This is a genomic window from Flavobacterium sp. (genome assembly GCF_046317795.1).
Taxonomy (GTDB): Bacteria; Bacteroidota; Bacteroidia; order Flavobacteriales; family Flavobacteriaceae; genus Flavobacterium.
This window is the reverse complement of the sequence record NZ_JBKCVI010000048.1, coordinates 1-26,424: the sequence shown is the minus strand read 5'-3', so window position 1 is coordinate 26,424 and position 26,424 is coordinate 1. Positions and strand designations below refer to the sequence as shown.

The 26,424-nt window shown below is 34.2% G+C and carries 22 protein-coding genes and 2 pseudogenes; 13 read left to right on the top strand and 11 right to left on the bottom strand.

Annotated features, from left to right (window positions below):
• Positions 1–44 precede the first annotated feature (44 nt).
• Both ACK5ON_RS03100 and ACK5ON_RS03095 read left to right on the top strand, forming a co-directional pair.
• A complete protein-coding gene (locus tag ACK5ON_RS03100; protein ID WP_409819779.1) occupies positions 45–1,082 on the top strand; it encodes a formimidoylglutamase in 1,038 nt (345 codons plus the stop codon).
• Positions 1,083–1,190: 108 nt separating this feature from the next.
• A complete protein-coding gene (locus ACK5ON_RS03095; protein WP_409819776.1) occupies positions 1,191–2,441 on the top strand; it encodes a DEAD/DEAH box helicase in 1,251 nt (416 codons plus the stop codon).
• On the opposite strand, the gene ACK5ON_RS03090 is transcribed toward ACK5ON_RS03095, so the two are convergent.
• Together ACK5ON_RS03090 and ettA are read right to left on the bottom strand one after the other, a co-directional pair.
• Entirely contained in the window at positions 2,438–4,642 is a 2,205-nt protein-coding gene (locus ACK5ON_RS03090) for a response regulator (RefSeq protein ID WP_409819773.1), read from the bottom strand. The two genes, ACK5ON_RS03095 and ACK5ON_RS03090, sit on opposite strands and share 4 nt — an antisense overlap.
• 76 nt (positions 4,643–4,718) lie before the next feature.
• Complete coding sequence (ettA, locus tag ACK5ON_RS03085; RefSeq protein WP_396175328.1) at positions 4,719–6,413, bottom strand: energy-dependent translational throttle protein EttA; 1,695 nt, start codon at positions 6,411–6,413, stop codon at positions 4,719–4,721.
• Positions 6,414–6,772: 359 nt separating this feature from the next.
• Here ettA and ACK5ON_RS03080 point away from each other — a divergent pair, with 359 nt between their 5' ends.
• Both ACK5ON_RS03080 and ACK5ON_RS03075 read left to right on the top strand, forming a co-directional pair.
• On the top strand, positions 6,773–6,946 hold the full coding sequence (locus tag ACK5ON_RS03080; protein WP_409819770.1) for a type II toxin-antitoxin system HicA family toxin: 174 nt from the start codon (positions 6,773–6,775) through the stop codon (positions 6,944–6,946).
• Between the two features lie 47 nt (positions 6,947–6,993).
• Positions 6,994–7,383: a type II toxin-antitoxin system HicB family antitoxin gene (locus ACK5ON_RS03075; protein ID WP_396159333.1), complete on the top strand. Its 390-nt coding sequence runs from the start codon at positions 6,994–6,996 to the stop codon at positions 7,381–7,383.
• Between the two features lie 232 nt (positions 7,384–7,615).
• Here the strand turns inward: ACK5ON_RS03075 and ACK5ON_RS03070 are convergent, their stop codons facing one another.
• From ACK5ON_RS03070 to ACK5ON_RS03060, 3 genes and pseudogenes are all read right to left on the bottom strand, one after another.
• Positions 7,616–8,773, bottom strand: a complete 1,158-nt coding sequence (locus ACK5ON_RS03070; RefSeq protein ID WP_409819767.1) for a DUF481 domain-containing protein — start codon at positions 8,771–8,773, stop codon at positions 7,616–7,618.
• Positions 8,774–8,825: 52 nt separating this feature from the next.
• Positions 8,826–9,008, bottom strand: a complete 183-nt coding sequence (locus tag ACK5ON_RS03065; protein ID WP_409819764.1) for a CAL67264 family membrane protein — start codon at positions 9,006–9,008, stop codon at positions 8,826–8,828.
• A 96-nt stretch (positions 9,009–9,104) separates the two neighbouring features.
• Positions 9,105–10,385 (bottom strand): annotated as a pseudogene (locus ACK5ON_RS03060) (amidohydrolase family protein).
• 487 nt (positions 10,386–10,872) lie between these two features.
• On the opposite strand from ACK5ON_RS03060, the gene lpdA reads away from it, so the two are divergent.
• The 3 genes from lpdA to ACK5ON_RS03045 are packed head-to-tail and all read left to right on the top strand — an operon-like array spanning position 10,873 to position 15,080.
• Positions 10,873–12,276 carry a dihydrolipoyl dehydrogenase gene (gene lpdA, locus ACK5ON_RS03055; protein ID WP_409819761.1) on the top strand — a complete coding sequence of 468 codons (1,404 nt, stop codon included), beginning with the start codon at positions 10,873–10,875 and terminating at the stop codon, positions 12,274–12,276.
• Positions 12,277–12,315: 39 nt separating this feature from the next.
• Positions 12,316–13,728 carry a choice-of-anchor B family protein gene (locus ACK5ON_RS03050; RefSeq protein ID WP_409819759.1) on the top strand — a complete coding sequence of 471 codons (1,413 nt, stop codon included), beginning with the start codon at positions 12,316–12,318 and terminating at the stop codon, positions 13,726–13,728.
• Entirely contained in the window at positions 13,728–15,080 is a 1,353-nt protein-coding gene (locus ACK5ON_RS03045; protein ID WP_409819756.1) for a hypothetical protein, read from the top strand. Before ACK5ON_RS03050 ends, ACK5ON_RS03045 begins: the two co-directional genes overlap by 1 nt.
• Positions 15,081–15,096: 16 nt before the next feature.
• Here the strand turns inward: ACK5ON_RS03045 and arsB are convergent, their stop codons facing one another.
• From arsB to ACK5ON_RS03020, 5 genes are all read right to left on the bottom strand, one after another.
• On the bottom strand, positions 15,097–16,131 hold the full coding sequence (gene arsB / locus ACK5ON_RS03040; RefSeq protein WP_409819754.1) for an ACR3 family arsenite efflux transporter: 1,035 nt from the start codon (positions 16,129–16,131) through the stop codon (positions 15,097–15,099).
• Positions 16,132–16,200: 69 nt separating this feature from the next.
• Positions 16,201–16,905, bottom strand: a complete 705-nt coding sequence (locus tag ACK5ON_RS03035) for a protein-tyrosine-phosphatase (protein WP_409819752.1) — start codon at positions 16,903–16,905, stop codon at positions 16,201–16,203.
• A 7-nt stretch (positions 16,906–16,912) separates the two neighbouring features.
• Positions 16,913–17,521, bottom strand: coding sequence for a protein-tyrosine-phosphatase (locus tag ACK5ON_RS03030; RefSeq protein WP_409819750.1), 609 nt, complete (start codon positions 17,519–17,521; stop codon positions 16,913–16,915).
• A 114-nt stretch (positions 17,522–17,635) separates the two neighbouring features.
• Positions 17,636–18,109 carry a DUF6428 family protein gene (locus tag ACK5ON_RS03025; protein ID WP_409819748.1) on the bottom strand — a complete coding sequence of 158 codons (474 nt, stop codon included), beginning with the start codon at positions 18,107–18,109 and terminating at the stop codon, positions 17,636–17,638.
• 97 nt (positions 18,110–18,206) lie between these two features.
• Positions 18,207–18,530 carry an ArsR/SmtB family transcription factor gene (locus ACK5ON_RS03020; RefSeq protein WP_409819746.1) on the bottom strand — a complete coding sequence of 108 codons (324 nt, stop codon included), beginning with the start codon at positions 18,528–18,530 and terminating at the stop codon, positions 18,207–18,209.
• 163 nt (positions 18,531–18,693) lie between these two features.
• Here ACK5ON_RS03020 and tpx point away from each other — a divergent pair, with 163 nt between their 5' ends.
• The 6 genes and pseudogenes from tpx to ribB all read left to right on the top strand — a co-directional run bounded on the left by tpx (position 18,694) and on the right by ribB (position 25,723).
• Positions 18,694–19,191 (top strand): thiol peroxidase, encoded by a 498-nt coding sequence (gene tpx / locus ACK5ON_RS03015; RefSeq protein ID WP_396175738.1) that lies wholly within the window; start codon positions 18,694–18,696, stop codon positions 19,189–19,191.
• Between the two features lie 11 nt (positions 19,192–19,202).
• Positions 19,203–19,577 carry a diacylglycerol kinase family protein gene (locus ACK5ON_RS03010; RefSeq protein ID WP_396175740.1) on the top strand — a complete coding sequence of 125 codons (375 nt, stop codon included), beginning with the start codon at positions 19,203–19,205 and terminating at the stop codon, positions 19,575–19,577.
• Between the two features lie 43 nt (positions 19,578–19,620).
• Complete coding sequence (locus ACK5ON_RS03005; RefSeq protein WP_409819743.1) at positions 19,621–22,056, top strand: DNA translocase FtsK; 2,436 nt, start codon at positions 19,621–19,623, stop codon at positions 22,054–22,056.
• Between the two features lies 1 nt (position 22,057).
• A complete protein-coding gene (locus ACK5ON_RS03000) occupies positions 22,058–22,699 on the top strand; it encodes a LolA family protein (protein WP_409819741.1) in 642 nt (213 codons plus the stop codon).
• Positions 22,700–22,706: 7 nt separating this feature from the next.
• Positions 22,707–24,116, top strand: a pseudogene (locus ACK5ON_RS02995) (LptF/LptG family permease); the annotation flags it as partial.
• Between the two features lie 473 nt (positions 24,117–24,589).
• Positions 24,590–25,723: a 3,4-dihydroxy-2-butanone-4-phosphate synthase gene (gene ribB / locus ACK5ON_RS02990; RefSeq protein ID WP_409819739.1), complete on the top strand. Its 1,134-nt coding sequence runs from the start codon at positions 24,590–24,592 to the stop codon at positions 25,721–25,723.
• Positions 25,724–25,754: 31 nt separating this feature from the next.
• Here the strand turns inward: ribB and ACK5ON_RS02985 are convergent.
• The coding region (locus tag ACK5ON_RS02985; protein WP_409819737.1) for a type II toxin-antitoxin system HipA family toxin at positions 25,755–26,424 on the bottom strand (670 nt) is incomplete at its 5' end.

The following is a 26,424-nucleotide window of genomic DNA, read 5'->3' as shown; positions in this document are numbered from 1 at the left end:
AATATCTAATTATATTCTATTTTTGAGAAAATATTATGATCCAAATGGAACGATTAATTCCTTTTTCAATTACTGATTTAGCCAAAGTGACCAATCACAGAAGTGGTGAAGTGAAATTTGGCGAAAAAATGATAACTTTTCCAAAAGGAGAAAATTACATTGATTTTTTGAAAAATTCCGAAGCAAAATATGTCATTTTAGGAATTCCCGAAGATGTTGGCATTAGAGCAAATTTTGGTCGTCCTGGTGCAGCTTCTGCATGGAAAAGTGCTATAAGTAGCATTGCTAATATTCAACACAATCGATTTTGCAAAGGAAGTCAAATAATTGTTTTGGGAACAATCGATGTTTCGGAAGAAATGGAACAAGCCAAAGATTTAGACTTTCACAAAACTGCCGATAGAAAACTACTTAGCGAACTCGTTCATAAAATTGACAAAGAAGTAGTACACATTATTAGTTGTATTATCAAATGTGATAAAATTCCAATCATTATTGGTGGTGGTCATAACAATGCTTATGGCAATATAAAAGGAGCTGCACTTGGACTGGGGAAACCCATAAATGCCATCAACTTTGATGCCCATTCCGATTTTAGAATTTTGGAAGGAAGACATAGTGGTAACGGTTTTTCGTATGCTTATGAAGATGGCTTCTTAAAAAAATATTTTATCTTTGGATTACATGAAAATTACACGTCTAAAAATGTACTCGATATTTTAAAGAAAATTGAAGATAGAGTATGCTTCAATACCTATGACGAGATAAAAGTACGACAACAAAAAAACTTCCAGCAAGAGCTAAATACCGCATTAGACTTTATTAAAAATGATGCCTACGGAATTGAAATAGACTTAGATTCCTTGCCCAATATTGCCAGTAGCGCTATGACTATGAGCGGTTTTTCGGTAGAAGAATTAAGGCAGTTTGTGTACTTTTTTGGCAAACATAAAAATGCATCCTACATGCATATATGTGAAGGCGCACCCGAACTTGGGGAAGAAAAAAACAATCACCTAATAGGAAAACTGATTGGATATCTGGTTACTGATTTTATCAAGTCGAGAAGAGAACTTGTTTAGGTACGAAGTTAGAAGTTAGAAGTTGGAAGAAGAGTTCCTTTTTATTCTGCCTTCGTATTTCGTACCTCGTACTTTATTTCTGTATCTTTACCGCTTAAACAAGATTACATGTTATTCGAAGATTTATCATTATCCAAAAGTATTCAGAGAGCTGTTTTTGAAGAAGGATATACCAGCCCCACACCAATTCAAGAAAAAGCCATTCCATTTATATTAGCAGGAAAAGATTTAGTAGGCTGCGCCCAAACCGGAACCGGAAAAACGGCAGCTTTTGCTATTCCTATTATACACAACTTACATAGAATGATAGGTTCGTCCAAGAAAACGAAAGAAATTCGTTGTTTGGTTGTAACTCCAACTCGCGAATTGGCCGTTCAAATTGGCGCCAGTTTTGACACCTATGGAAAATATACCAATATTAGACAGTTAACCGTTTTTGGTGGTGTTTCCCAAATACCACAAGTAGATCAATTAAAAAAAGGCGTTGAAATACTTATTGCTACACCCGGAAGATTATTGGATTTACACAAACAAGGTTTTATTGATTTTGATAGTCTGCATTATTTGGTTTTAGACGAGTCAGATTTGATGCTCGACATGGGTTTTATCAATGATGTTCGAAAAATTGTGAAACTGGTTCCAAATAATAGACAAACCTTATTGTTTTCGGCTACAATGCCAATGGCAATTCGGGAATTAGCCGATACTTTTTTAAACAAACCCGAATACGTTTCGGTTACTCCAGTTTCTTCGACGGCAGAAATTATTGAACAACAAATCTATTTTGTAGACAAAGAAAACAAACGTGGTTTGTTATACCATTTAATACGCAATGAAAACCTCAACAATGTGTTGGTTTTTGTGAGAACAAAACACGGTGCGGATAATGTGGTCAAAGCATTAAAGAAGCAAGGCGTGAATGCCGAAGCTATTCATGGTGATAAATCACAAACGGCAAGACAAAGGGTTTTAGATCATTTCAAGAACAAAGAAATTACAGTGCTTGTCGCTACAGATATTGCTGCTCGTGGTATTGATATTGAAAGTTTGCCTTATGTAATCAATTTTGATTTGCCTAATATTCCCGAAACCTATGTACACCGTATTGGTCGAACGGGTCGTGCTGGTAATGGCGGAATCTCAATTTCATTTTGTGGAAGAGATGAAGAACCGTATTGGAAGGATATTCAAAAATTGATTAAAGTGAATGTAAAAATAATGAAGGACCACCCGTTTCCATGGAAAGTAGGAGAAGCTACTTTAGACACCAAGCCCGATTTGAGAAACAAAAAAAAGCCCGAGGGAAGTAATTCTAGAAAATCGGAAGCTTCAAAGAAAAACAAAAAGCGTTGGTATTAATCAACGCTTTTTTTATTTTTTATATTTTTAGCTACAACTTGAAATAATTTTGATGGATCAAAAGGTTTTACCATAATATCATTCATTCCTGCAGCAAGTGCTTCTTCTGTAACTTCTTGTTTATCAAAAGCAGTTAAAGCAATTATCGGTATTTTTATACCTTTCTCTCTAATTTTTCTTGTTGTTTCAAAACCGTTTATAAGTGGCATATTGATATCCATGAGGATTAAGTCAAAATGTTCCTTTTCAATGGCAACTAAAGCAGCAAAACCATCATCAACTATAGTGCAAGTCATATTGCTGTTTTGAATGATTTTTTTAGTCACTATTTGATTGATTTTATTGTCTTCTACCACTAGAATATTGTAAACTAAATTTTGTGATAAGTCAACTTCTATTTCGTTGATAATTTCTTTTGATTTCTCTTGGTCATATTCAAAACCAATGGTAAATGAAAAAGTAGTGCCAACATTTTGCTCACTTTCTAAATGAATTTCACTATCAAATAATTTTATCAATCGAGAAACAATTGATAATCCTAATCCTGTTCCTTGATAATCTTCCTCTTTGCGTTCTATTTGAACAAACTGTTCAAAGATTTTTTCTTGGTCTTCTTTGGCAATTCCAATTCCGGTATCTTTTACTTTAAATTCTATAAAATAGGTACTTCCTTCGACATGTTTTAGATCTGCTATGAGCGAAACATGTCCGTTTTTGGTAAACTTCAAAGCATTACTCACCAAGTTCATGATGATTTGAGAAAGTCGAAGTTTGTCACCAATTAAAAATTCAGGAATTGAAGTGTCTATTTCTACTGTTAATGTATCATTATTTTTATCGGCAATATATTCAACTGAGTTTTTGATGGTTGTGATTTCATCGGTCAGGTTAAAAATTAGGTTTTCTAGAACAATGCGCTTCTCTTCAATTTTATTCATTTGAAGAATATCATTAACTAATGAAAGTAAATATTTTGCTGAAAATTTTAAAGATTTCAAATGTGGACTATTTCCTAATTCTTTGTGCTCGTCCAATATAATATTGGTTAAACCAATTACACCATATAAAGGTGTTCTGAGTTCATGCGTAATGGTGGAAACAAATTGTGATTTTAATTTAGATGCTTCTTCCGCTTTTTCTTTAGCTTCTTTTAAAGCTTCATTAGCCAATTCCAATTCACGATTAGCTTGTTCTCTTAGTTTTATGTTTTTATATAAAGTCAACAAAAACAATAATAGAATTATCAGGACTAGCATAAATAGAATAGCTATTAATTTAGAATCTTTTATACTTTTTTGATGATCTTCGTTTACTTTTTCAATTCGGTTTAATTGTATTTTATATTCATCTAATTCTATTTGATCAGCTGCTTTTCTAAATTTTTCGAGTTTTTCATCAGAATAAACAACTTTGCTTAGTGAGTCTAATTTGGCTTGATATAATAATTCATTTTTGCTTTCTTTATAAAATGCATAATGATTAACGAGGTTTTCATAAACATTAATCAAAAATGAATCAAAACCATTTTCTTCGGCAATCTTTTTAGCAGTAAAAAAATGTTGTTCAGCAACTAGCTTTTTATTCTTTTTACTTGAATAAATGCCCATCAACAAGTTTAAAGATAGTTTCGCCTCTTGGTTGTTTTTCTTTAAAATTTGTTCTCGAACTGCATCAATTTGCTCGTTACCTAAATCATATTTTTTTATAGCAAAATAAGCACTTGCTAAATTGAGTTTGGTATATTCAATCTGTACTGAGTCTTTTATTTTTTCGGCATAAAAAAGGGATTTTTTGTAATAAACTATACCCTTATTTACATCAATATTATTGAAATAATATACACTTCCTAAATTACTGTAAATCCAATTAAATAGTATGTCACTATTTTCTTTTTGAGCATAGGATAATGCTTTTTCATAAAACTCAATTGCTTTTTTAGAATCAGAACATTCATTGAAAATAACCCCAATAGTGTTGTAGGACTGAGCAATTAATAAATTATCATTAATTGCAAAAGACTTCATTAAAGCTTGCTTTGAAGTCTGTAATGCTTTGCCATAGTCAGAATCCATATAATCAACAACTGCATCATTGATTAATTTCTCTATCACTTCCTTTTCTTTTGTATTCTCTTGTGCTACAAGAGTAGAAAAGGAAAATAGAAACAATAAAAGGAAATAAATGTGTTTAATCCTAATCATTGGGTTATTTTAGACATCAAATATAAAGTATTTATTGAAAAATAATCCCGATTTCTGGGGATTTTCTGATATTCAATTAATTTCTAATCAATTTACGGTATTTAATCCGTTTGGGTGTTGCGTCTACTCCTAAACGTTTTTTCTTATTCTCTTCATATTCTGAAAAACCACCTTCAAAATAATACACTTCAGAATTTCCTTCAAAAGCTAAGATGTGCGTACAAATTCTGTCCAAGAACCAACGGTCGTGACTAATTACTACCGCACAACCAGCAAAGTTTTCCAAACCTTCCTCCAAAGCACGGAGCGTATTGATATCTAAATCATTGGTTGGCTCATCTAATAATAATACGTTTCCTTCTTCTTTTAAGGTCATGGCCAAATGCAAACGGTTGCGTTCTCCGCCCGAAAGCGCGGCTACTTTTTTGTTTTGATCGCTTCCACCAAAATTAAAACGAGATAAATACGCTCTTGAGTTTACTTGTCTTCCACCCATCATGATCAATTCTTGACCGTCACAAAAGTTTTCCCATATGGATTTATTGGGGTCAATGTTCGAGTGTGCCTGATCTACGTAGGCAATTTTAACCGTATCACCAACGCTGAATTCACCAGCATCTGTTTTTTCTTCTCCCATTATCATTCTGAAGATAGTCGATTTTCCGGCACCATTAGGTCCGATGATACCCACAATTCCGGCTTGTGGCAGCGTGAAGTTTAGATTGTCATATAATAATTTATCGCCAAAAGCTTTGGCAACATTTTTGGCTTCAATCACATTAGTTCCCAAACGTGGGCCATTCGGAATGTAGATTTCTAATTTTTCGTCTAATTCTTTTTGGTCTTCATTTAAAAGTTTATCATAGTTCTGCAAACGCGCTTTTTGTTTGGTTTGACGACCTTTAGCACCTTGACGTACCCAATCTAACTCACGTTCTAAAGTCTTTCTGCGTTTGGAAGCCACTTTCTCTTCTTGTTCCATGCGTTTCGATTTTTGGTCTAACCAAGAAGAGTAGTTTCCTTTCCAGGGTATGCCTTCTCCTCTATCCAATTCCAAAATCCAACCAGCTACATTATCTAAAAAGTATCTATCGTGCGTAACTGCGATTACCGTTCCGGCATATTGTGCTAAATGTTGCTCTAACCAAAGTACACTTTCGGCATCGAGGTGGTTGGTTGGCTCATCAAGTAATAACACATCTGGATTTTGCAGCAGCAAACGACAAAGTGCTACTCTACGTTTTTCACCACCCGACAGGACACTTATTGGCATATCCCCTTCGGGAGTGCGAAGGGCATCCATGGCAACTTCAAGTTTATTATCAATTTCCCAGGCACCACATGCATCTATTCTATCTTGCAGTTGCGCTTGACGGTCCATCAATTTGTCCATCTTATCGGCATCTTCATAGACTTCGGGCAACCCAAACATATCGTTGATTTTATTGAATTCGTCCAACAGCGCCATCGTCTCGGCTACGCCTTCTTTTACGATTTCTAAAACGGTTTTGGTTTCATCTAGTTTTGGTTCTTGCTCCAAGTAACCAACAGTATAACCGGGTTGAAATACTACATCACCTTGGTAGTTTTTATCCACTCCCGCAATAATCTTCAAGAGTGAAGATTTTCCCGAACCATTTAATCCAAGAATTCCAATTTTTGCTCCGTAGAAGAAGCTTAAATAGATATTTTTTAATACTTGTTTATCACTTCCTTGATACGATTTACTCAATCGTTGCATTGAGAAAATTACTTTTTTATCGTCTGACATGTTGTTGTGTATTTTTTAAAAATTTAAGTTAACAAAGATAGTTTTAAAAAAAAGAATTATAAAAATGATTTTTATTTTAAATCTAATAAAAGGGAAAGTACATAACCATAATCTTCTTGATTGTTTTTTCCTTGAATTATTTTATTGTCATAGTTATAGTAAAGACATTTTTTTTTGCAGTCCGGCGTTTGCTGAATATAACTTCTATTATTCTCATTATTGATGCCTTAAATATTAACCTTTTTGAGCGGTATAGTTTTTTATATACTAAACATTAACAAAAAGAAAAAAAATTAAAAAACATTTTTAAAATGATAGTATAATTACTATCTTTGACAGGTGATTAAAAATCAAGTTCTATGAAATGTAATGAATTCATCAGGTTAGCAAAACGGAATGGCTGGGAGTTTTTGCGACAGGGCAAAGGAAGTCACGAAATCTATATTAAAGATGGTGTAGAGATAGTTATTCCAAACCACGGAGCAAAAGAACTTGGGAAAGGTTTAGAATTAAAAAAGGAAATGGGGTTGTAGTCTCATTTCCATTAACAAGAAACTTAATGACAACAAAAATTAAAATCATGAAAAGTATTAAAATTATTATTGAAAAAAATGATGATGGGTTTTGGGGATACTCTGAGAATGAAAGAGCGATTGTAGGTGGAGGAGATACTGTTCAAGACTGCAAACAAGATATTTTGGATTGTATAGAAACATTAAGAGAGTTAAATAGTTGTCCTCAGTCTTTAAAAGGTGACTATGAGTTAGTATATAAATTTGACACTATTAGTTTATTAAACTATTATAAAGGAATTTTTACTAATTCGGCTTTAGAAAAAATAACAGGTATTAATCAAAAACAATTACAACACTATTCAACAGGTCACAGAAAACCAAGAGTTGAACAAAGAGAGAAAATCGAGAATGCTTTACATTCATTAGGTAAAGAACTATTAGCCGTTGAGTTGTAAATTATAAAGCCCCTTCAATTGAAGGGGTTTATTTTTTGTACGAATGTGTTTATAATGTTCCCACTTTTGATTAAAATATTCCCACTTTATTTTATATAAAATATAAATTATTAAAAATCAATTACTTAAAAAAATATACATTACTTTCTTATCGTCTGACATGTTGTTGTGTATTGTTTGAAAATTTATGTTAACAAAGATAGTTTTAAAAAAAAGAATTATAAAAATGATTTTATTTTAAATCTAATAAAAGGGAAAGTACATAACCATAATCTTCTTGATTGTTTTTTCCTTGAATTATTTTATTGTCATAGTTATAGTAAAAAGATAATTCCAATTTAAAATTAGTCACAAATTCCCAAGTTAAATCGGTAGATGCATCAAAGCGATACCTGCCTTGTTCGGTGATTCCTACGAAAGAAGTAAGTGAAGTTGAAGAGGTTAAATTGGGATGGAGAAAACTATATATGTTGTGCTGCAATGCTAATGGCCATTCAATATCTGAAGTGAATTTAACTCTTTGTATTGTTTTTTCGAAATTCTGCAAGATGCCTGAAAAAACTTTTAATTTTTGTTTTTCTGTTAGGACAATAAAATTACCGCCACCTAACCCAAATGAAATCTTTGCATCAATTCCCAATTCATCATTCCTGTTAAACGAATTTTGTTCATATAGAAACCATTTATTTTGTAGCGTATAAAACTCTTGTAAAGTAAATTGAATTCTTTCTGAAAAATCGGAATCTCTGGTAGAGGTTGAAATATAAGAGAGATTAGAAACAAACCTCCATTTCGAAATGATATAGTAAAGATTACTTTCTGCATTGATACGAAATACATCCGAAGATTTTGTATAACTTACCCCGCCACCTAAATCACCTTTAAACCCTTTAAACCATTCTGTTTCAAGAGGATAAATTCGGATAACATGTTCAAGTTTTAATTCTTGTTTGGGTATGCTTAAAACTGCTATTTCACCACTTATAGGCGTTTCAATGATTCTACCTATAAAAATTTCTCCTTTATCATTTTCAACCCTATACACTTTGCTTCCACCACTTATAGATTTTATCTTATACCATTTGACATATACATTTCCAGGACCTTGTGCATCAAAACGTAAACGTCCTTGTTCAAAAGAGACAATTTTGCCAGTTAATTTGTCTCCATTAAGAAGATACAAGACATCGGGTGTGTCATTCTTTTTTTTTTGTTTTTCAGAATTGGTGTTTTCAGTATCTGCAAGTTTTGAATTGCTTACTGAATCAATAACTGTTTGAATAGGAATAGTACCAATATTTTTTATACGCAACGAATCTGTTATTTGAGCACATAAAAGCATTGGGGAAACCAAAAAGAAAAGGATGGATACTTTTATAGACTTAAACATTTTAACATAAAAATAATTTTTCGAATGTATATATTGGCTAGTATATACGAATTTACACTCTTCCTTTTAGCGAACTAAATACCCAGGCATTGGCTAAGAAACCTATGCCTACTGTTGCAAATCCCCAACCGGCGGTATCAGCATAGCGGTATATTCCTAGTCCGATGAGGACTAATCCCATGATAACCATTATTAATGTTGCCCATCCGAGCACGGTATTTTTATTCATTCCCATATTTATTGTGGTATTTAATTTTTGGATAGCAAATTTAGTAAAAATTACGAATTAGAAATTGCGAATTACGAGTTTCTAATACAAAATCGCTATTCCCTAGTTACTTTTATAAACAACTCCTTCTTTCATTACAAAGATGACATCGGTTACGGTTTTTACATTTGCTGTTGGATCTTCGTTTGTAGCAATAATGTCAGCTAGGTAACCTGCTTCTAAAACGCCTATTTTCTTATCCATATCTAGTAATAAGGCATTGGTTATTGTAGCACATTGTATTGCTTTCATGATAGGCATTCCAGCTTCTGTCATATAGATAAATTCTCTGGCATTTTGACCATGTTCAAATACGCCAGCATCTGTTCCAAAAGCAATTGGTACTCCTTTTTTATAAGCTTTGGCAAAGGTTTCTTGAATTCTCGGTCCGATGGAAAGTGCTTTCGGTACAACAATTTCAGGATAATAATTGGGTTTTTTAGCATTTTCTTCAACTGTCTTTCCTGCTGTAATGGTGGGTACTAAATAACAATTGTTTTTTATCATCAAATCCATAGTAGCTTCGCTCATTTCAGTACCATGTTCTATAGTCTTTACCCCAGCTATTACAGCACGTCGCATTCCTTAATCACCATGAGCATGAGCGGCAACTTTCATTCCGTAATCTTTTGCAGTGGTGACTATAGCTAACATCTCTTCTTCTGTGAATTGAGGGTTTGTTCCACTTTTGGCCATACTCAACACACCTCCTGTAGCTGTTATTTTAATCCAATCGGCACCATTTTTATACCTTTGACGTACGGCTTGGCAGGCATCTTCAACACTGTTTACCACCCCTTCCTTTGGTCCTGGATTACCCATTAAATCTTTTCGATACCCATTGCTCGGGTCAGCATGACCGCCTGTTGATGCCAAAGATTTTTCGGCTGTAAATACCCTAGGACCAGTAACTTTACCACTATTGATGGCGTTTCTCAAAGCTACATTAACACCGCTTCCACCCAAGTCTCTTACTGTAGTAAATCCTGCCATTAAAGTCTTTTTTGCAATAACTTCTGCATTATAAGCTACATCAGCATCATTTAAAGTAAACTCTTCTAAATAGGATGTCGGGCTCGTTTCTTCTTCCAAATGAACGTGCATATCTATCCAACCCGGCATTACGGTTTTGGTTTTTAGGTCGATAGTTTTATCTTTAGTGTTTTTGGGGAGTATGAAACCATCTTCAATGCGGATGATTGTTTTGTCGGTTACGACTATGGTTTTGTTTGTTTGCACTTTTCCGCTGCGAGTATCGATTAATTTACCGCAAAGAATGTAGGTATTTTGTGCAGTAGTTATGGTTGCTGTTATAACAAATGCTAGTAGTAGTGCTTTTTTCATTGGTTTTGGTTTAGTTGGTATAAATATAGGGAAAAGATTTAGGAATTAGCTGTGATGTAATCCGATATTTTCTAAAACTATTAAGAGTTAAGTTTGAATTACAACGTCAACGTTTTGTTGAGCACCATTGGGTTTCATAATCCAATTGATCATTCCAACCATAAATTGGTGCCTCAACAAACCTAGAATTATAGATTTAACTGCAGGAATTGTATATACCATTGGTGGTGTGTGGTTGCGATGAGCAAAATACATTCCAGACAATCCAAAAAATCAAGAAGCAGAAAAAAACAGCAAATATTTGACCCAAATGCTTAAAAAAAGATGGTTCTGGTTCTTTAATTCTTATATGGGTTCTGGCTAATTTTGATGTATAAACACATAGGAAATGGGATTGCTTTTTAAAAAAACAGTCTGCCATTCAAAATACCAAAAAACATTTGTAATTTTGCGACACATAAATAAAAACACACCCAAAATTAATACTATGAGTTCATTTGACGTTGTCATTATAGGTTCGGGTCCAGGCGGATATGTTGCAGCAATACGTTGTGCCCAGTTAGGTTTCAAAACCGCTATCATTGAAAAATATAACACTTTAGGTGGAACTTGCTTGAATGTAGGTTGCATCCCATCAAAAGCATTACTCGCTTCTTCGCATCATTACGAAGAATTGCAACACTTTGCAGACCATGGTATCGAAGTATCGGGCGAAGTAAAAGTGAATTTAGAAAAAATGATTGCACGCAAACAAGCGGTTGTTGACCAAACCAGTGGCGGTGTTCAATTTCTGATGGACAAAAATAATGTAACTGTTTATAATGGATTAGGTTCTTTTGTTGATGCTACTCATGTGGCAGTTGCCAAAGCTGATGGCACATCAGAAACCATTGAAGCAAAAAATATCATCATAGCAACAGGTTCAAAACCATCCAATTTACCTTTTATAACATTAGATAAAGAAAGAATTATTACCTCAACCGAAGCGTTAAAATTGCCAGAAGTGCCTAAACATTTAGTCATTATTGGTGGTGGAGTTATAGGTATTGAATTAGGTCAAGTCTATTTGAGATTAGGCGCTCAGGTATCTGTAGTTGAATTCATGGACAGAATCATACCTGGAATGGATGCCGGTTTGTCAAAAGAATTGACCAAAGTATTAAAAAAACAAGGCATGAAATTCTTCGTTTCACACAAAGTGAAATCAGTAGAACGAAAAGGAAATTCAGTTACCATTCAAGCCGAAAATGCCAAAAGTGAAATCATAACGCTCGAAGGCGATTATGCCCTAGTATCGGTTGGTCGCCGTCCCTACACAGATGGATTAAACGCTGATAAAGCAGGCGTTAAAATTACAGAACGCGGTATGGTTGAAGTGAATGATCATTTGCAAACGAACATTCCGAATATCTATGCCATAGGTGATGTAGTTCGCGGAGCGATGTTAGCCCACAAAGCCGAAGAAGAAGGTGTGATGGTTGCCGAGATCATAGCAGGTCAAAAACCACATATCGATTATAATTTAATTCCGGGAGTTGTCTACACTTGGCCCGAAGTAGCTGCTGTTGGAAAAACAGAAGAACAACTAAAAGAAGCGGGCGTGGCCTACAAAGCAGGAAGTTTCCCTTTTAAAGCATTAGGAAGAGCTAGAGCTGGAGGTGATTTAGACGGATTTGTAAAAATTTTAGCCGATGCTACAACCGATGAAGTTTTGGGCGTTCACATGATTGGTGCTCGTTGTGCCGATTTGATTGCTGAAGCTGTAACTGCTATGGAATTCAGAGCTTCTGCCGAAGATATTGCAAGAATGTCGCATGCGCATCCAACCTTTGCAGAAGCTATTAAGGAAGCTGCTTTAGCGGCTACTGAGAATAGAGCGTTGCATGTGTAAGTTAAAAAAACTACTTTTATAAAAAAATATTCGAAATTTATGAAAATAAAACTACTGGTAGTATCCATATTACTTTTTGCATCTAAATGTTTTAGCCAAACAATTTGCACTAATGGCTTTGCTGGAATATATCCATGCAACAAAATTGATTTAATGGCTCAAATGCCATTTGCGCAAATTGGCGGTGGAATAGGCACACAAGGAAGTAGTTGTTGGGGCTGGACAGATCCTCTAAATGGAAAAGAATATGCCATCATGGGCTGTACAACCCATACTGCATTTGTGGATATTACAGTTCCTAGCGCACCTATTTACCTTGGTAAATTAAATTCCCATAATGACGTTTCTAGTATTTGGCGTGAAATGAAAGTATATAACAATTATGCCTACATTGTTAGTGAAGCTAATGGACATGGAATGCAAATTTTTGATTTGACACGATTACGAAATGTAACTTCTCCACAAATTTTTACTGCCGATGCTCGTTATAGTGGCTTTGGAAATTGCCATACCATCACTATTAATGAAGCTACTGGTTTTGCTTATTGTAATGGAACAAGCTTTTTTCAAGGTGGTGCCAATGTTTTAAATATTCAAAATCCATTAAATCCAGTTTTTGTTCTAGGATATCCTGATGAAGATTATACTCATGATTCTCAAGCTGTAATTTATAATGGTCCAGACCCTGATTATCAAGGTAAAGAAATCTTTATCGGAGCCAATGAAACTAAAGTTGTCATTGTTGATGTAACTGATAAAGCAAACCCAATTCTAATTTCAAGTTTTTTATACAGTAATACTGGCTATACTCATCAAGGATGGTTTACTCCAGATCAAAAATACTGGATTTTATCTGATGAATTAGATGAAATTGATTTTGGTTTCAACTCAAAATCTATAATTATTGATATGACAAATTTAGATGCTCCAGTTCTAAAAGGCAACTATTTTGGTCCCACTGCTGCCATCGACCATAACGGGTATTGCAAAGGGAATGAATTTTATTTAGCCAATTATACTGCTGGTTTGAGCATATTAAATATTGCCGACATCAACAGTTCTAATACAATGACTGAAATTGCTTCCTTTGATACTTATCCCCAAAATAACAGCGCCAATTTTAATGGAGCTTGGAATACCTACCCTTATTTCCCTAGTGGTAGCATTATCATTAGTGATATCAACAGAGGTTTGTTTATAGTAAGAAAAAATGCATCGCTGGAAAATGAGGAATTTTTAAACTCCAATTATACTGTTTACCCAAACCCTGCAAAAACCTTTTTCAAAATTGATTCCAAAATTACTATTGAAAATATTATCCTTTATGACACTCTTGGCAAAATTGTAAAAAAATTCCAATCAGCTGAAAGCTATGATGTCTCAGATTTGGAAAAAGGATTGTACTTCGTTAGAATTAATAATGATTTTACAAAAAAAATAATTGTAGAATAATGAAAAAGCTATGCTATATCTTTTTTTTATTTTCAATCCTAAGTTGTGATAAGGATAACACTGCGGATTCTAATACTGTTTTTAAAGCAGAACTAGATTGGAGCAAAACCATTGGTGGTAGTTCAGAAGAAAGTACAAATAGTGTAGTTGCTACTTCTGATGGTGGCATGCTAATACTTGGCTACACTAACAGCTATGATGGTGACATTGTTAAATCCCATGATTTAGTAGATGTTTTATTGACTAAAGTAGACGCAAATGGTAATTTGATTTGGACAAAAACCATTGGAGGTTCACTCAATGATTATGGAATGAGCATTATTGCCACTACCGATGGAAATTACGTTATTGCTGGTTATAGCGCTAGCAGTAATGGTGATGTACCTGGAAATGTTGGGCAACATGATTTTTATATTGCAAAAATAACCGAACAAGGAAACATTATTTGGAGTAAAAATTACGGTTTTTCTGGTCATGATCATGCTCATAAAATTATTCAAACTAAAGATGGAGGGTTTTTTATTGCTGGTTTTGCGGACTATTCTGGAATTGACGAAAGTGGCGGAACGCAAGATAATGGTGCAGGTCATGAAATAGGACATAAAAATGTACTTCATGGTGTTGGTGAATATTTGGGTGTAAAATTAGATAGTAACGGAGAATTTTTATGGTACCGTTATTTTGGTGGTACTCAAAACGATAGAGTTAATGATATTGTTGAGGCAGAAGACGGCGGAATTATTATGGTTGGCTATTCCGAGAGTTCTGATTTTGATGTAGCGCACAATAAAGGAAGTTATGACTATTGGGTGATCAAAATACATTCGAATGGCAATTTACATTGGAAAGAAAATTATGGTGGCAGTGGCATTGACCAAGCTTATGGCATCACAAAAACTGGTAATAACTCCTATCTCATTGTAGGTCGTTCTAACAGTAGTGATGGACAAGTAAAAAATGCTAAAGGAAACTTTGATGGTTGGGTTATTCACATTAATGATCACGGACATTTAATTTGGGAAAAATCTTTTGGTGGGGAATCTTTTGATGTTGCTACAACAATAAAAAAGATTTCAAACGGAAATTTTGTTGTAGTAGGAAACTCAAGAGGTTCGTTTGATGAAAAACCCAATAATGGGCAAAATGATTTTTGGTTATTTGAAATTGATAATAAAGCCAATTCAAATATTTATTGGCAAAAAACATTTGGAGGTTCCAATATTGATGTCGCCACCGACTTTTATCAAACCTCAAAAAAAGAACTAATTGTGGTTGGAGAATCACAAAGTAATAATCAAGATGTTCCCTCTAACAAAGGTGGAAACGATTTGTGGGTGATAAAGTTGAAATAATAAATTCAAGACGGTTTTATACTTGAAAGTATTTCTTTCGCAACCAAAAGGCAACATTTACCAACATAATTAGAGCAGGAACTTCCACCAATGGTCCTATGACGCCAGCAAAAGCTTGTCCGCTATTGATGCCAAAAACACCTATCGAAACTGCAATAGCCAATTCAAAATTATTCCCCGAAGCGGTGAATGACAAAGCAACTGAATCGCGATAATTAGCGCCAATTTTCTTGGACACAAAAAACATCAGGAAAAACATAATCACAAAAAAGATAACTAATGGAATGGCTATTCTCAATACATCCATCGGTAAATCGACTATCATTTCGCCTTTTAAACTGAACATAACTACTATCGTAAAAAGCAAGGCAATCAAAGTGATTGGTGAAACAAACGGGATAAACTGTTGATTAAACCATTTATCTCCAATAAATTTCTTAATCGAATATCGACTGATAACAGCCAGCACAAAAGGAATACCAAGGTAAATCCCAACAGTTTTGGCTATTTCGGCAATGGTGATATTTAATTCTAACCCTTTGATACCAAAAAGGGGTAACATGATTTCTAAATAAAAATAAGCATACAAACTAAAAAAGAAAACCTGTAATAAGCTATTTATCCCAATTAAACCAGCAGTTAATTCTCTATTTCCTTCGGCCAATTCGTTCCAAACAATCACCATAGCAATACAAGGTGCGATGCCAATGATAATTAATCCTGTCATGTATTCTGGATACTCTTTCAAGAAAAAAGTGGCTAATAAAAACATCAAAAAAGGACCCACAAGCCAAGTAATAATAAAAGAAGCAGTTAGTAGTTTTGGCTTCTCAAACATTTGTGGAATTTTAGAAAAGTCAATTTTTGTCAACGGTGGATACATCATCAAAATCAAACCTATAGCTAAAGGAATATTAGTTGTTCCTGATGAAAAAGAATTGATAAAATCGGCTGTATTGGGAATAAAATATCCAATTCCCACGCCAATCAGCATCGCTAAAAATATCCAAAGGGTTAAAAATCGGTCTAAAAAATTTAATTTTTTTTTCATTTTTAAAACATTAAGGTATCAAGATTCATTAAGATTTATTATGTGCAAAGTTGTCATTCCGTAGGAGTCTCAATTAACTTGACTAAACACATAAAACATTTCTCTAGCAATTTGTCGGCATCGTTCATCGTATTTTTCATTTTGTTGCGGTGTGTTGTCAAATGCTTTAGGATCTTGATAAGGCAATCCCAACCTAAAATCGGCACCTGGAACAATTGGGCAAGATTCATTAGCTTCTGCACATACCATCACGGCACCAAAATTTTGAGCTGGATTAGTTGCATCGGTATAAACTTTTGAAAATAAAACCATTGGAGTAAATTTAGCACCAATAGACGCCAACCAAATTGGGTTTTCACTTTGTTGATGTGACTGTAAAACAATTCCAGTTTTTTCAAGTGCCAAAAGCGCATTTTCATTGACTTTTGTTTTTTCGGTTCCACCCGAAAAGGTACTTACTTTCTTTACATCATAATAATAGGAAGCAATTTGTGACCATACTTGTGCCATGTGACTTCTTCTGGAATTACTAGTGCAAACAAAAACTAAATTGATAGCTTTTTGTGCCTTTTGTTGTTCAGCAATATAGCTTACGAGTTCGTTTAAATATTCTTTTCGCTCAGCTGTAATTAGTTTAAATTCTGATGAAAGTGAGGTACAATAGCGTAACAAATCTGAATTCAAATTTGCTTTTTGAGCTTTTACATTTGATAAAGAGAAGACGCAAAGCAAAATAAGTAGGGCTTTTACAATTGTAATACTATTATTTTTCATTTTTGATTTATTTTAGTTGAGAAAAAACATAATACATTTCGCTTGCGATTTGTATACTGCGTTCGGTATATTTTTGGTTCATTAATTCAGTACTGTCAAACGCTTTTGGATCGTCATATTTTATTGGAAATCGGACTTCTGCACCAAAAACCATCGGGCAACCTTCATCAGCAGTAGTGCAAGTCATAATCGCTCCAAAGTTATTTTTCGGATTGAAGTCGTCAAAGTACGCTTTAGAAAAACAAATAATTGGATGTTGATTTTCATCAAACTTAACCGAATAAACAGGATTTTTTTCTTCGCTCAATTTCTGAATTTGATACCCTTGATTTACCAAAGTCTCACCTACTTTTGGAAACATTGCAGTAGCTTCCGTTCCACCAGAATAGCAAAAAACCTTTTGAATTCCAAAGTGAAATGCCATCGTTTGTGCCCAAATTTGCGACAAATGACTTCTTCTAGAATTGTGAGTGCATATAAAGTTTAAACTAATTTCCTCGTTCGAATTCACTTTGTCTTGAATGTATTCAATCAAAGGTTGTAAAATTTCTTTTCGTTCGTTTGAAACTGAAATCTTTGAAATAGTTGCTATGGTTTTGGATAGATTTTCTAACATTTTAGTAAAGAGTTATTAGTAAATAGTCATTTGGCAATTAAACTTCCATACTCTAGTTTTTTTTATCAATTCAAATTTCTTTGCGAAACTTCGTGAAAACTTTGTTGTACATCATTAACAACAACCAGCATCTGGAGTACAACAATCAGTTTGTTTATTTACCCACTCTCCTATTTTTATTTTAATTTTTTCTACTGGTATACCGCAATTGTCTTTTGCTAAACAATCGGTTTTAGTATTGGTCAAAACAAAGCGTTTGTCAAAATATTCTACACCAAATTTACCCACGGTTTCTTGTTGGTATTCGATTTCAATTTCTAAATCATCGCTTTCCAGATTCTCCTCCACCGAATTAATAATTTTCAAAACTTTTTGGGGTTGCAATCGATGGTATAAATCTATTGAAGACCAAAGTTGAAAAGTGATTTTTTTATCGGTTCTAAAAGTGTTCCCGCAATCGGTGAATTGTTTGGTCGTTACGCCAACTTCGGTTATATGAAAATGTGAAGGCACTTTTTTTCCGTTTTGTAAAACAAAATCCAATTGCTCTATTTGAGCTAACTGATTTTTAAATTGGGATAATTTCATAATATTAAAATTTTAGATTATTAGTAAAGAAACTTCCTGCTTCCAACTACCTGCTTCCAACTACCTGCTTCCAACTACCTGCTTCCGGCTTCCTCTTTTAACAACATTTATTCTTTAGTTGGGTTGTAATAGCACCAAAGTGACTCACAATTTTAGCAATAGTATCCGAATTGATACAATAGCAAATCGCCGTGCCTTCAATATTTCCTTTAATAATATTTGCGTTTTTAAGTGCAGCTAAATGTTGAGAAACTGTGGGTTGAGCTAATGGCAATTCGTTAACAATATCGCCACAAATGCAGGTATCCACTTTGAGTAAATAGTCCACAATGGCTATTCGTGCCGGATGTGATAATGCTTTAAACAAAGTCGCCATCTCGTTGTGCTCTGCCGAAAAAGATTCAGATTTTGATGCTCCCATAAATTCATTTTATTTTTATATTGCAATATTACGATATTACAATATTACAAACCTAATTTAAACTGTTAAAATTATCAGCTAGTTTTAAATCAAAATTCACAAATAGTAAAAACCAAGTCTTAACTTTTTTTAGTACTTTTGAAATCTTAAAAAAACAATAGCTATGGCATCAATAACATTAGGAGGAAATCCAATTAACACTAGCGGTGAATTACCTAAAGTAGGTTCAAAAGCACCCAATTTTCAATTAGTAAAAACCGATTTAAGCATTGCAACTTTAGCGGATTATGGCGGCTCAAAAGTGGTATTAAATATATTCCCAAGTATTGACACTGGAACTTGCGCAGCATCTGTGAGAGCTTTTAATGCCAAAGCTAGTGCTTTAAATAACACTAAAGTATTGTGTATTTCTCGCGATTTACCCTTTGCTCAAAAGCGTTTTTGTGGCGCAGAAGGCATAGAAAATGTAGAAAATTTGTCCGATTTTAAGACGGGAAGTTTTGGTAAAGATTATGGATTAGAAATTGTAGATAGCGTTTTGGCTGGACTACATTCTCGAGTGGTCATCGTTTTGGATGAAAATGGAAACGTTATCTATGAAGAACAAGTGCCTGAAATTGCTGATGAACCAAATTATGAAGCGGCATTAGCTTCACTATAATTATCTTTTAAATGGAATTTCAAAAAGATAACTCATTCTTTACCGGAAGATTAAAAAGCATTGGTTTTGCTTTTAGAGGAGCTATTAAACTTATTACTACCGAACATAGCGTAATGGTGCAATCTTCATTAGCTGTAATAATGATTATAGCTGGATTTGTCTTTCATATTTCAAGGGAAGAATGGATGATGCAAATTCTCGCTTTTGGATTAGTCTTGGGCATTGAAAGTATGAACACTGCGGTTGAAAAAATAGCCGACTTTATTCATCCTGAATTTCATGATAGAATAGGTTTTATTAAAGACATTGCTGCTGGTGCTGTAATGTTTGCAGCTTTGGCTGCTGTTGCTGTAGGTTTATTAATTTATGTGCCTAAATTTCTATAATCATTCTATTAAATCTCTACTTTTATAGTGTTATAAATAACCAATGGCAAAAACAGTAAAAAAAGAACCTAAAGAAAAGGAAAAAGATCCCAATCTAGAACTTAAAATTTTAAAGACTAAAAAGCAGTACCGCGTTTTAGCTGGTTTTCTTTTAGTGCTATTGTCTATTGCGTTTTTGGTTTCTTTTATTTCATTTTTTGTAACTGGTCAGGCCGATCAAAGTGCTGTTGACTCTATTACCAACCGAAACGAGACAGTACAAAACTGGTTGGGAAAATTTGGCGCTTATCTGGCAGACCTTTTTGTTTACCGTGGTTTTGGGGTTGCCTCGTTTCTTTTTGTAAAACTCTTTTTCATAAGCGGCGCCTTTTTAATTTTGGATTTACCCATTCGAAAACTTAAAAACACTTGGTTTTGGGATTTGTTTGCCATTATTATAATATCCATTATGTTTGCTTTTGCCGCCTATACTTTACCAGAATTAGGTGGAACTGTAGGATATGAAATGAATCTTTTCCTTCAAGATTATATTGGAAAGACCGGAACATTATTACTACTTGCCTTTTCAATAATCATTTACTTACTATTCAAAATAAAAATATCTCCAGACGCTTTTAAAACATTCTTCGAGAAAAAGAAAAAAGACATTAGCGAAGATTTGACAGAGATGAAAGCTGCTACTAGCGGAACCGATTATAACTTAGAGGAATTTGCTTTACCTGAAGAAGAGGAAATAGAAGAACCAACCATCAAACCCTCGCTGTTTGAAATTAATAAAGAGTCGTTAAAACCCACTATTGAAAATGCCTCTGAAATTAATTTAGAACCAACCATAAAAACCGTTACACCTTCACCTGAACCGCATATTATTGAAACGAATGATGACGCGTTTGTCATCGAAGTAACCAATGATGAAGATGTAATGGAAGAAAATTTGGCTGCCAAACTCGTAGAAGATTTTGGACTTTTTGATCCAACTTTAGAGCTTTCCAATTACAAATTTCCAACGATTGATTTACTGAAAGAATATTCCTCTGTGGGTATTACTATCAATCAAGAAGAGCTTGAAGAAAATAAAAACAGAATTGTAGAAACTTTAAAAAACTACAAAATAGAAATTGCTCAAATCAAAGCTACTGTTGGACCATCAGTAACCTTGTATGAAATAGTTCCCGAAGCCGGTATTCGCATTTCTAAAATAAAGAGTTTGGAAGATGATATCGCCTTGTCTCTTTCAGCACTTGGTATTCGTATCATTGCTCCTATTCCAGGGAAAGGAACAATAGGTATCGAAGTGCCAAACAAAAACCCAACTATGGTTCCGATGAAGAGTGTCATTTCTTCAGCTAAGTTTCAAGAAGCTGAAATGGAATTACCTATCGCTTTGGGTAAAACAATTTCTAACGAAACCTTTGTAGTTGACTTAGCTAAAATGCCTCACCTATTGATGGCTGGAGCAACAGGACAAGGAAAATCAGTAGGATTAAATGCCGTACTGACTTCTTTACTTTATAAAAAACACCCTGCAGAAGTTAAATTTGTTTTGGTTGACCCAAAGAAAGTGGAACTTACCCTTTTCAATAAAATAGAACGTCATTACTTAGCAAAACTGCCAGATACCGAAGATGCTATTATTACTGATAACAATAAAGTAATCAATACGTTGAACTCGCTATGTTTAGAAATGGATAACCGTTATTCTTTATTGAAAGATGCTATGGTGCGCAACATTAAGGAATACAACGAAAAGTTTAAAGGACGAAAATTAAATCCCGAAAACGGTCACCGTTTCTTGCCTTACATCGTCTTGGTAGTGGACGAATTTGCCGACTTGATAATGACTGCAGGAAAAGAGGTAGAAACTCCCATTGCTCGTTTAGCGCAATTAGCACGTGCTATTGGAATTCATTTAATCATTGCTACACAACGACCATCCGTAAATGTAATTACGTGTATGATTAAAGCCAACTTCCCTGCTCGAATTGCCTTCAGAGTAACTTCAAAAATTGACTCTAGAACCATTTTAGATACTGGTGGTGCGGATCAATTAATTGGTCGAGGCGATTTATTATTTTCTAACGGAAATGATTTAGTGCGGGTGCAATGTGCTTTTGTTGACACTCCCGAAGTAGAAAAAATTGTAGAATATATTGGTTCTCAAAAAGCGTATGCTAGCGCTTATTTTCTTCCAGAATATATCGGAGAAGATGGTGGCAGCGTTAATTTAGAATTTGATATTTCCGAAAGAGACAGCATGTTTAGAGAAGCAGCCGAAATAATAGTGTCGGCCCAACAGGGTTCGGCATCATTATTGCAGAGAAAGTTAAAATTGGGTTACAACCGTGCTGGTCGATTGATTGACCAATTAGAAGCAGCAGGTATTGTAGGTCCATTTGAAGGAAGTAAAGCGAGAAGTGTTAACATTCCTGACTTGACTTCACTAGATCAATTTTTTTCCAATGAACAAAACAATTTATAAAATGAACAAAATACTATCAATTGCACTTTTACTACTTGCGGGTTTTACAACTAACGCGCAGGATAAAAAAGCAAAAGATTTATTAGACCAAGTAACGGCTAAGATCAAAACCTATGATAACGTTACTATCGATTTCAAATACACCCTCAACAATAGCAAAGAAAATATCAATAAAGAAAGCAAAGGAAACCTTTTGTTAGAAGGCAACAAATATGTTTTGAACTTTATGGGTGTTACTAAAATATTCGACGGCAAAAAAAGTTACACTATCGTTCCCGAAGATGAAGAGATAACCATATCAAGTTTGAATGAAAAAGATGAAAATGCTATAACGCCTTCAAAAATGTTGACTTTTTTCAACACGGGATACAAGTTTACTTGGGACATATTGCAAGATGTAAAAGGACGTAAAATTCAATACATCAAACTCATTCCAACAAACGCAAAAGACCAACGAAAAGAAATATTATTGGGAATAGATTCCCAAACAAAAAATATTTATAACGTAATTGAAATGGGCAAAAATGGTACTAAAACCACGCTCACTGTTAATTCTTTTAAAACCAATCAACCTTTGTCAAAAAATCAGTTTACCTTTGTAGCGAGTAAATATCCAAATTACTACATCAACAAAATAGACTAAATTCGAGGTGAAAATACTTGACAGGTACTTATTAAAATCCTTCCTCATTACATTTACTACAGTATTTGTAATTCTTTTTTTCATATTCGTTTTGCAAGTTGTTTGGCTATTTATTAACGAGCTAGCCGGAAAAGACTTAGATATCTTTATGATTATCAAGTTTTTACTCTATAAAATGCCAAGTATTATTCCGTTAGTATTACCCCTTTCCGTATTACTGGCATCCATTATGACCTTTGGGAGTTTGGCTGAAAATTATGAATTTGCGGCCATGAAATCTTCTGGAATATCGTTACAACGTGCCATGCGTAGTTTAACCTATTTCATTATCCTTTTGAGCATAGTTGCTTTTATTTTTGCCAATAATGTTATTCCGTTTGCCGAATATAAATTCATTAATTTTCGAAGAAATATAGCCCAAGTAAAACCTGCTATGGCTATAGCCGAAGGACAATTTAGCGAAGTAGGACTTTACAACATCAAAGTAGAAAAAAAATCTGGGGAAGGTGGAAGATTTCTTAGCCAAGTTACTATACATAAAAAATCAGTTTTAGGTTCGGGAAGCAATACCGTTATTAAAGCAAAAAAAGGAGAGTTAATCAGTAACGAAAACTCTAATGTTTTGAAATTAGTGCTAAAAGACGGTAACTATTATGAGGATATTATTCCAAAGAAATTTGAGGAACGAAATAAAGTCCCTTTCGCCAAAAGTGAATTTAAAAAATACATCATAAATATCGATTTGTCTAAACTAAATAATGCCAATTTAGATGAAGAACAAATCTCAAATACCAACACTATGCTGACCGTTGGAGAGCTAAAGTTCACAATAGACTCTTTAGAAAAAAACTATAAAAAAGATGTAATTTCGTTTACAGAAAATATTAGTCAACGAACCACAAATACAAACAGAATTACTCCTATTGCTGAGCAGCAAAATATTTTTAGCTTCAATAATATATTACAAAACTTTAGCGATACCGAAAAATCCAATATCCTAAAAGCTGCTAGTAGTAACGTAGAATCTATAAATTTTAGTCTTGAGTCTTCTAAATATGAAATAGAAGACAAACAAAAAAACATTAACCAACACTGGATTGCTTTGTATGACAAATTTGTTATAGCTTATGCTTGTATGCTCATGTTTTTTATTGGAGCACCTTTAGGAGCAATTATTAGAAAAGGTGGTTTAGGACTACCAATTGTATTTTCGATACTTATTTTTATCATTTTTCATTTTATCAATACTTTTGGTAAAAAAGTAGCAGGACAAGACGAGATTAGTCCTTTCATGGGTTGTTGGATGTCCTCTTTCGTATTAACTCCATTAGCCATCTTACTCACAAAAAGAGCTACTGACGATAAAGGTTTTAGTATCAATTTTGATTGGTTAACTGCATATTTTGGTCGATTGTTTCCCGCTACTATAACCGACCCACTAACGCCACAAATAGCAGATGCTGCATTGAAAACCAGTAGTAATTCCGATAAAACCAAAGCGTTGATAAATGATACTCCCATTAACAGCGCCCTAATTGAGAAATCGGAATTCAAAGAAAAGCAACTCTCAACAGAAATACTTGCAAAGCAATACCATAAATTCAGTTTCATAGCACTAATCAGTTATGTTGGTCTACTAGTGTTACTCGTTCTAGGAAAAACAGACTCAGTGTTACTACTAATAGCTTCACTCCTAGTGGCTGCGGTATTTTACTTTATGCTTTTTAAAGCACAACAACAGCTACTCAAAATGGCAAACCAAACCAATACCACAATAGATTTACACTTATTTGTGCTTCTTGCTGCAGGATTTCCATTTTATATCCTATTTTACCTATACAATAAATTATTTGTCAATTCACTTATTTTAGCATCAAAAAACACCCTTTAATGGACTTAGAAAAAATACAACTCAACACTATAGAAGAAGCAATTGAAGACATTCGTCAAGGAAAAATCATAATAGTAGTTGACGATGAAGACCGTGAGAACGAAGGCGACTTTTTGGCAGCAGCCGAAAAGGTAACTCCCGAAATGATTAACTTCATGGCAAAGCATGGAAGAGGATTAATATGTGCTCCTCTAACAGAAAGACGTTGTAATGAATTAGAACTGCACTCCATGGTCAAGAATAATACCGACCACATGGAAACCGCTTTTACCGTTTCAGTTGATTTGAAAGGACAAGGAGTGACAACTGGTATCTCGGCAGCCGATAGGGCAAAAACTATTTTATCCTTAGTAAATGAAGACACCAAACCCTACGATTTAGCACGTCCTGGACATATCTTTCCACTCACAGCAAAACAAGGTGGAGTTTTGCGTAGAACAGGTCATACTGAAGCTGCTATTGACTTTGCACGGCTTGCAGGTTATAAACCAGCAGGTGTTATTGTTGAAATCATGAATGAAGATGGCACAATGGCTCGCCTACCCCAACTAGTAGCAGTTGCTAAAAAATTTGATTTGAAACTCGTTTCTATCGAAGATTTAGTCGGCTATAGAATGCAACACGACAGTTTAATAATCAAAAAAGAAGATTTTGAAATACAAACCCGTTTTGGCGACTTTCGTCTAAGGGCTTATCAACAAACAACCAATAAGCAAGTACATTTAGCATTAACTAAAGGGAGTTGGAACTCAGGAGATCCAATACTCACTCGCATCAATTCCACGCAAGCCAATAATGATATCTTGAATACACTAACAAATGAAGTAGACAAGAAACTAGATGATATGTTCAAACGCAGTAATGAAGAAGGCAAAGGTGCCATATTGTTTATCAATCAAGAAACTGACTCTTCTGACCTCATCAACAGACTAACTCAACTAAAACAATTACAAACCGAAGGAATTCTGAAAGCCCCTCAGATTAAAATGGATGTAAAAGATTTTGGTATAGGTGCACAAATATTGCACGATATTGCTATTTCAAAAATACGATTGGTGTCCAACTCTACCCAAACAAAGCGTGTTGGAATGATAGGTTATGGTTTGGAAATTACAGAATATGTTTCGTATTAACAGAAAAATAAGCACTATTATTGACCATTCTCTAAAAAGTAATCAAAGTGGACTTGATAACATTGCTTAATTTAGGTTCTACTTTGGTTTCTTCAGCAAAATAGTACCAATTTTTTACTACTTCACTTATTTGTTGGATGATTTCTGTTGTTTTTTTTATGTTCATCGATTTGGCAATGGTCAATAAATCCTCTTTAGTGATTGCATTTCTTTTACCGTTGATGCTTAATGCATGTTGACTTACCCATTCGCTTCCGGGTCTGTAGGCGTGACAAATATCGTAGGCAGGTGTTAGTTCCCAATCTTGGTTTTTTCTTAGACGGAATGCAAAGTTTTTGGTATGATCATCACAGTTTCTTGCCATTACGTTAAAGGCCATTCTACGAAACATTTGTTCGGCTTGAGGATAAGGAAGTCTCAACAAACGCATGGTTTGGAATAGCTGTTCATAGCTGTAACTATTCACATTATTGAAGTCAAAATGTTGCATGGCACAAAAGGTTTGTATGTGGTGTTTGATATCGCCATCTTCCCGGTCAAAACGTTGTGTCATAAAGTGTGCTCTGCCGTTTTCTTCTAATAATCGAGATTCGGTCATGTCAATTTCACATGCTTTTGCCATCAGATAATAAGCCATTTCCACACGTCCATATCCTGTGGATACTCCAAATTGACTATCACTTACACCATCTAATTTTATC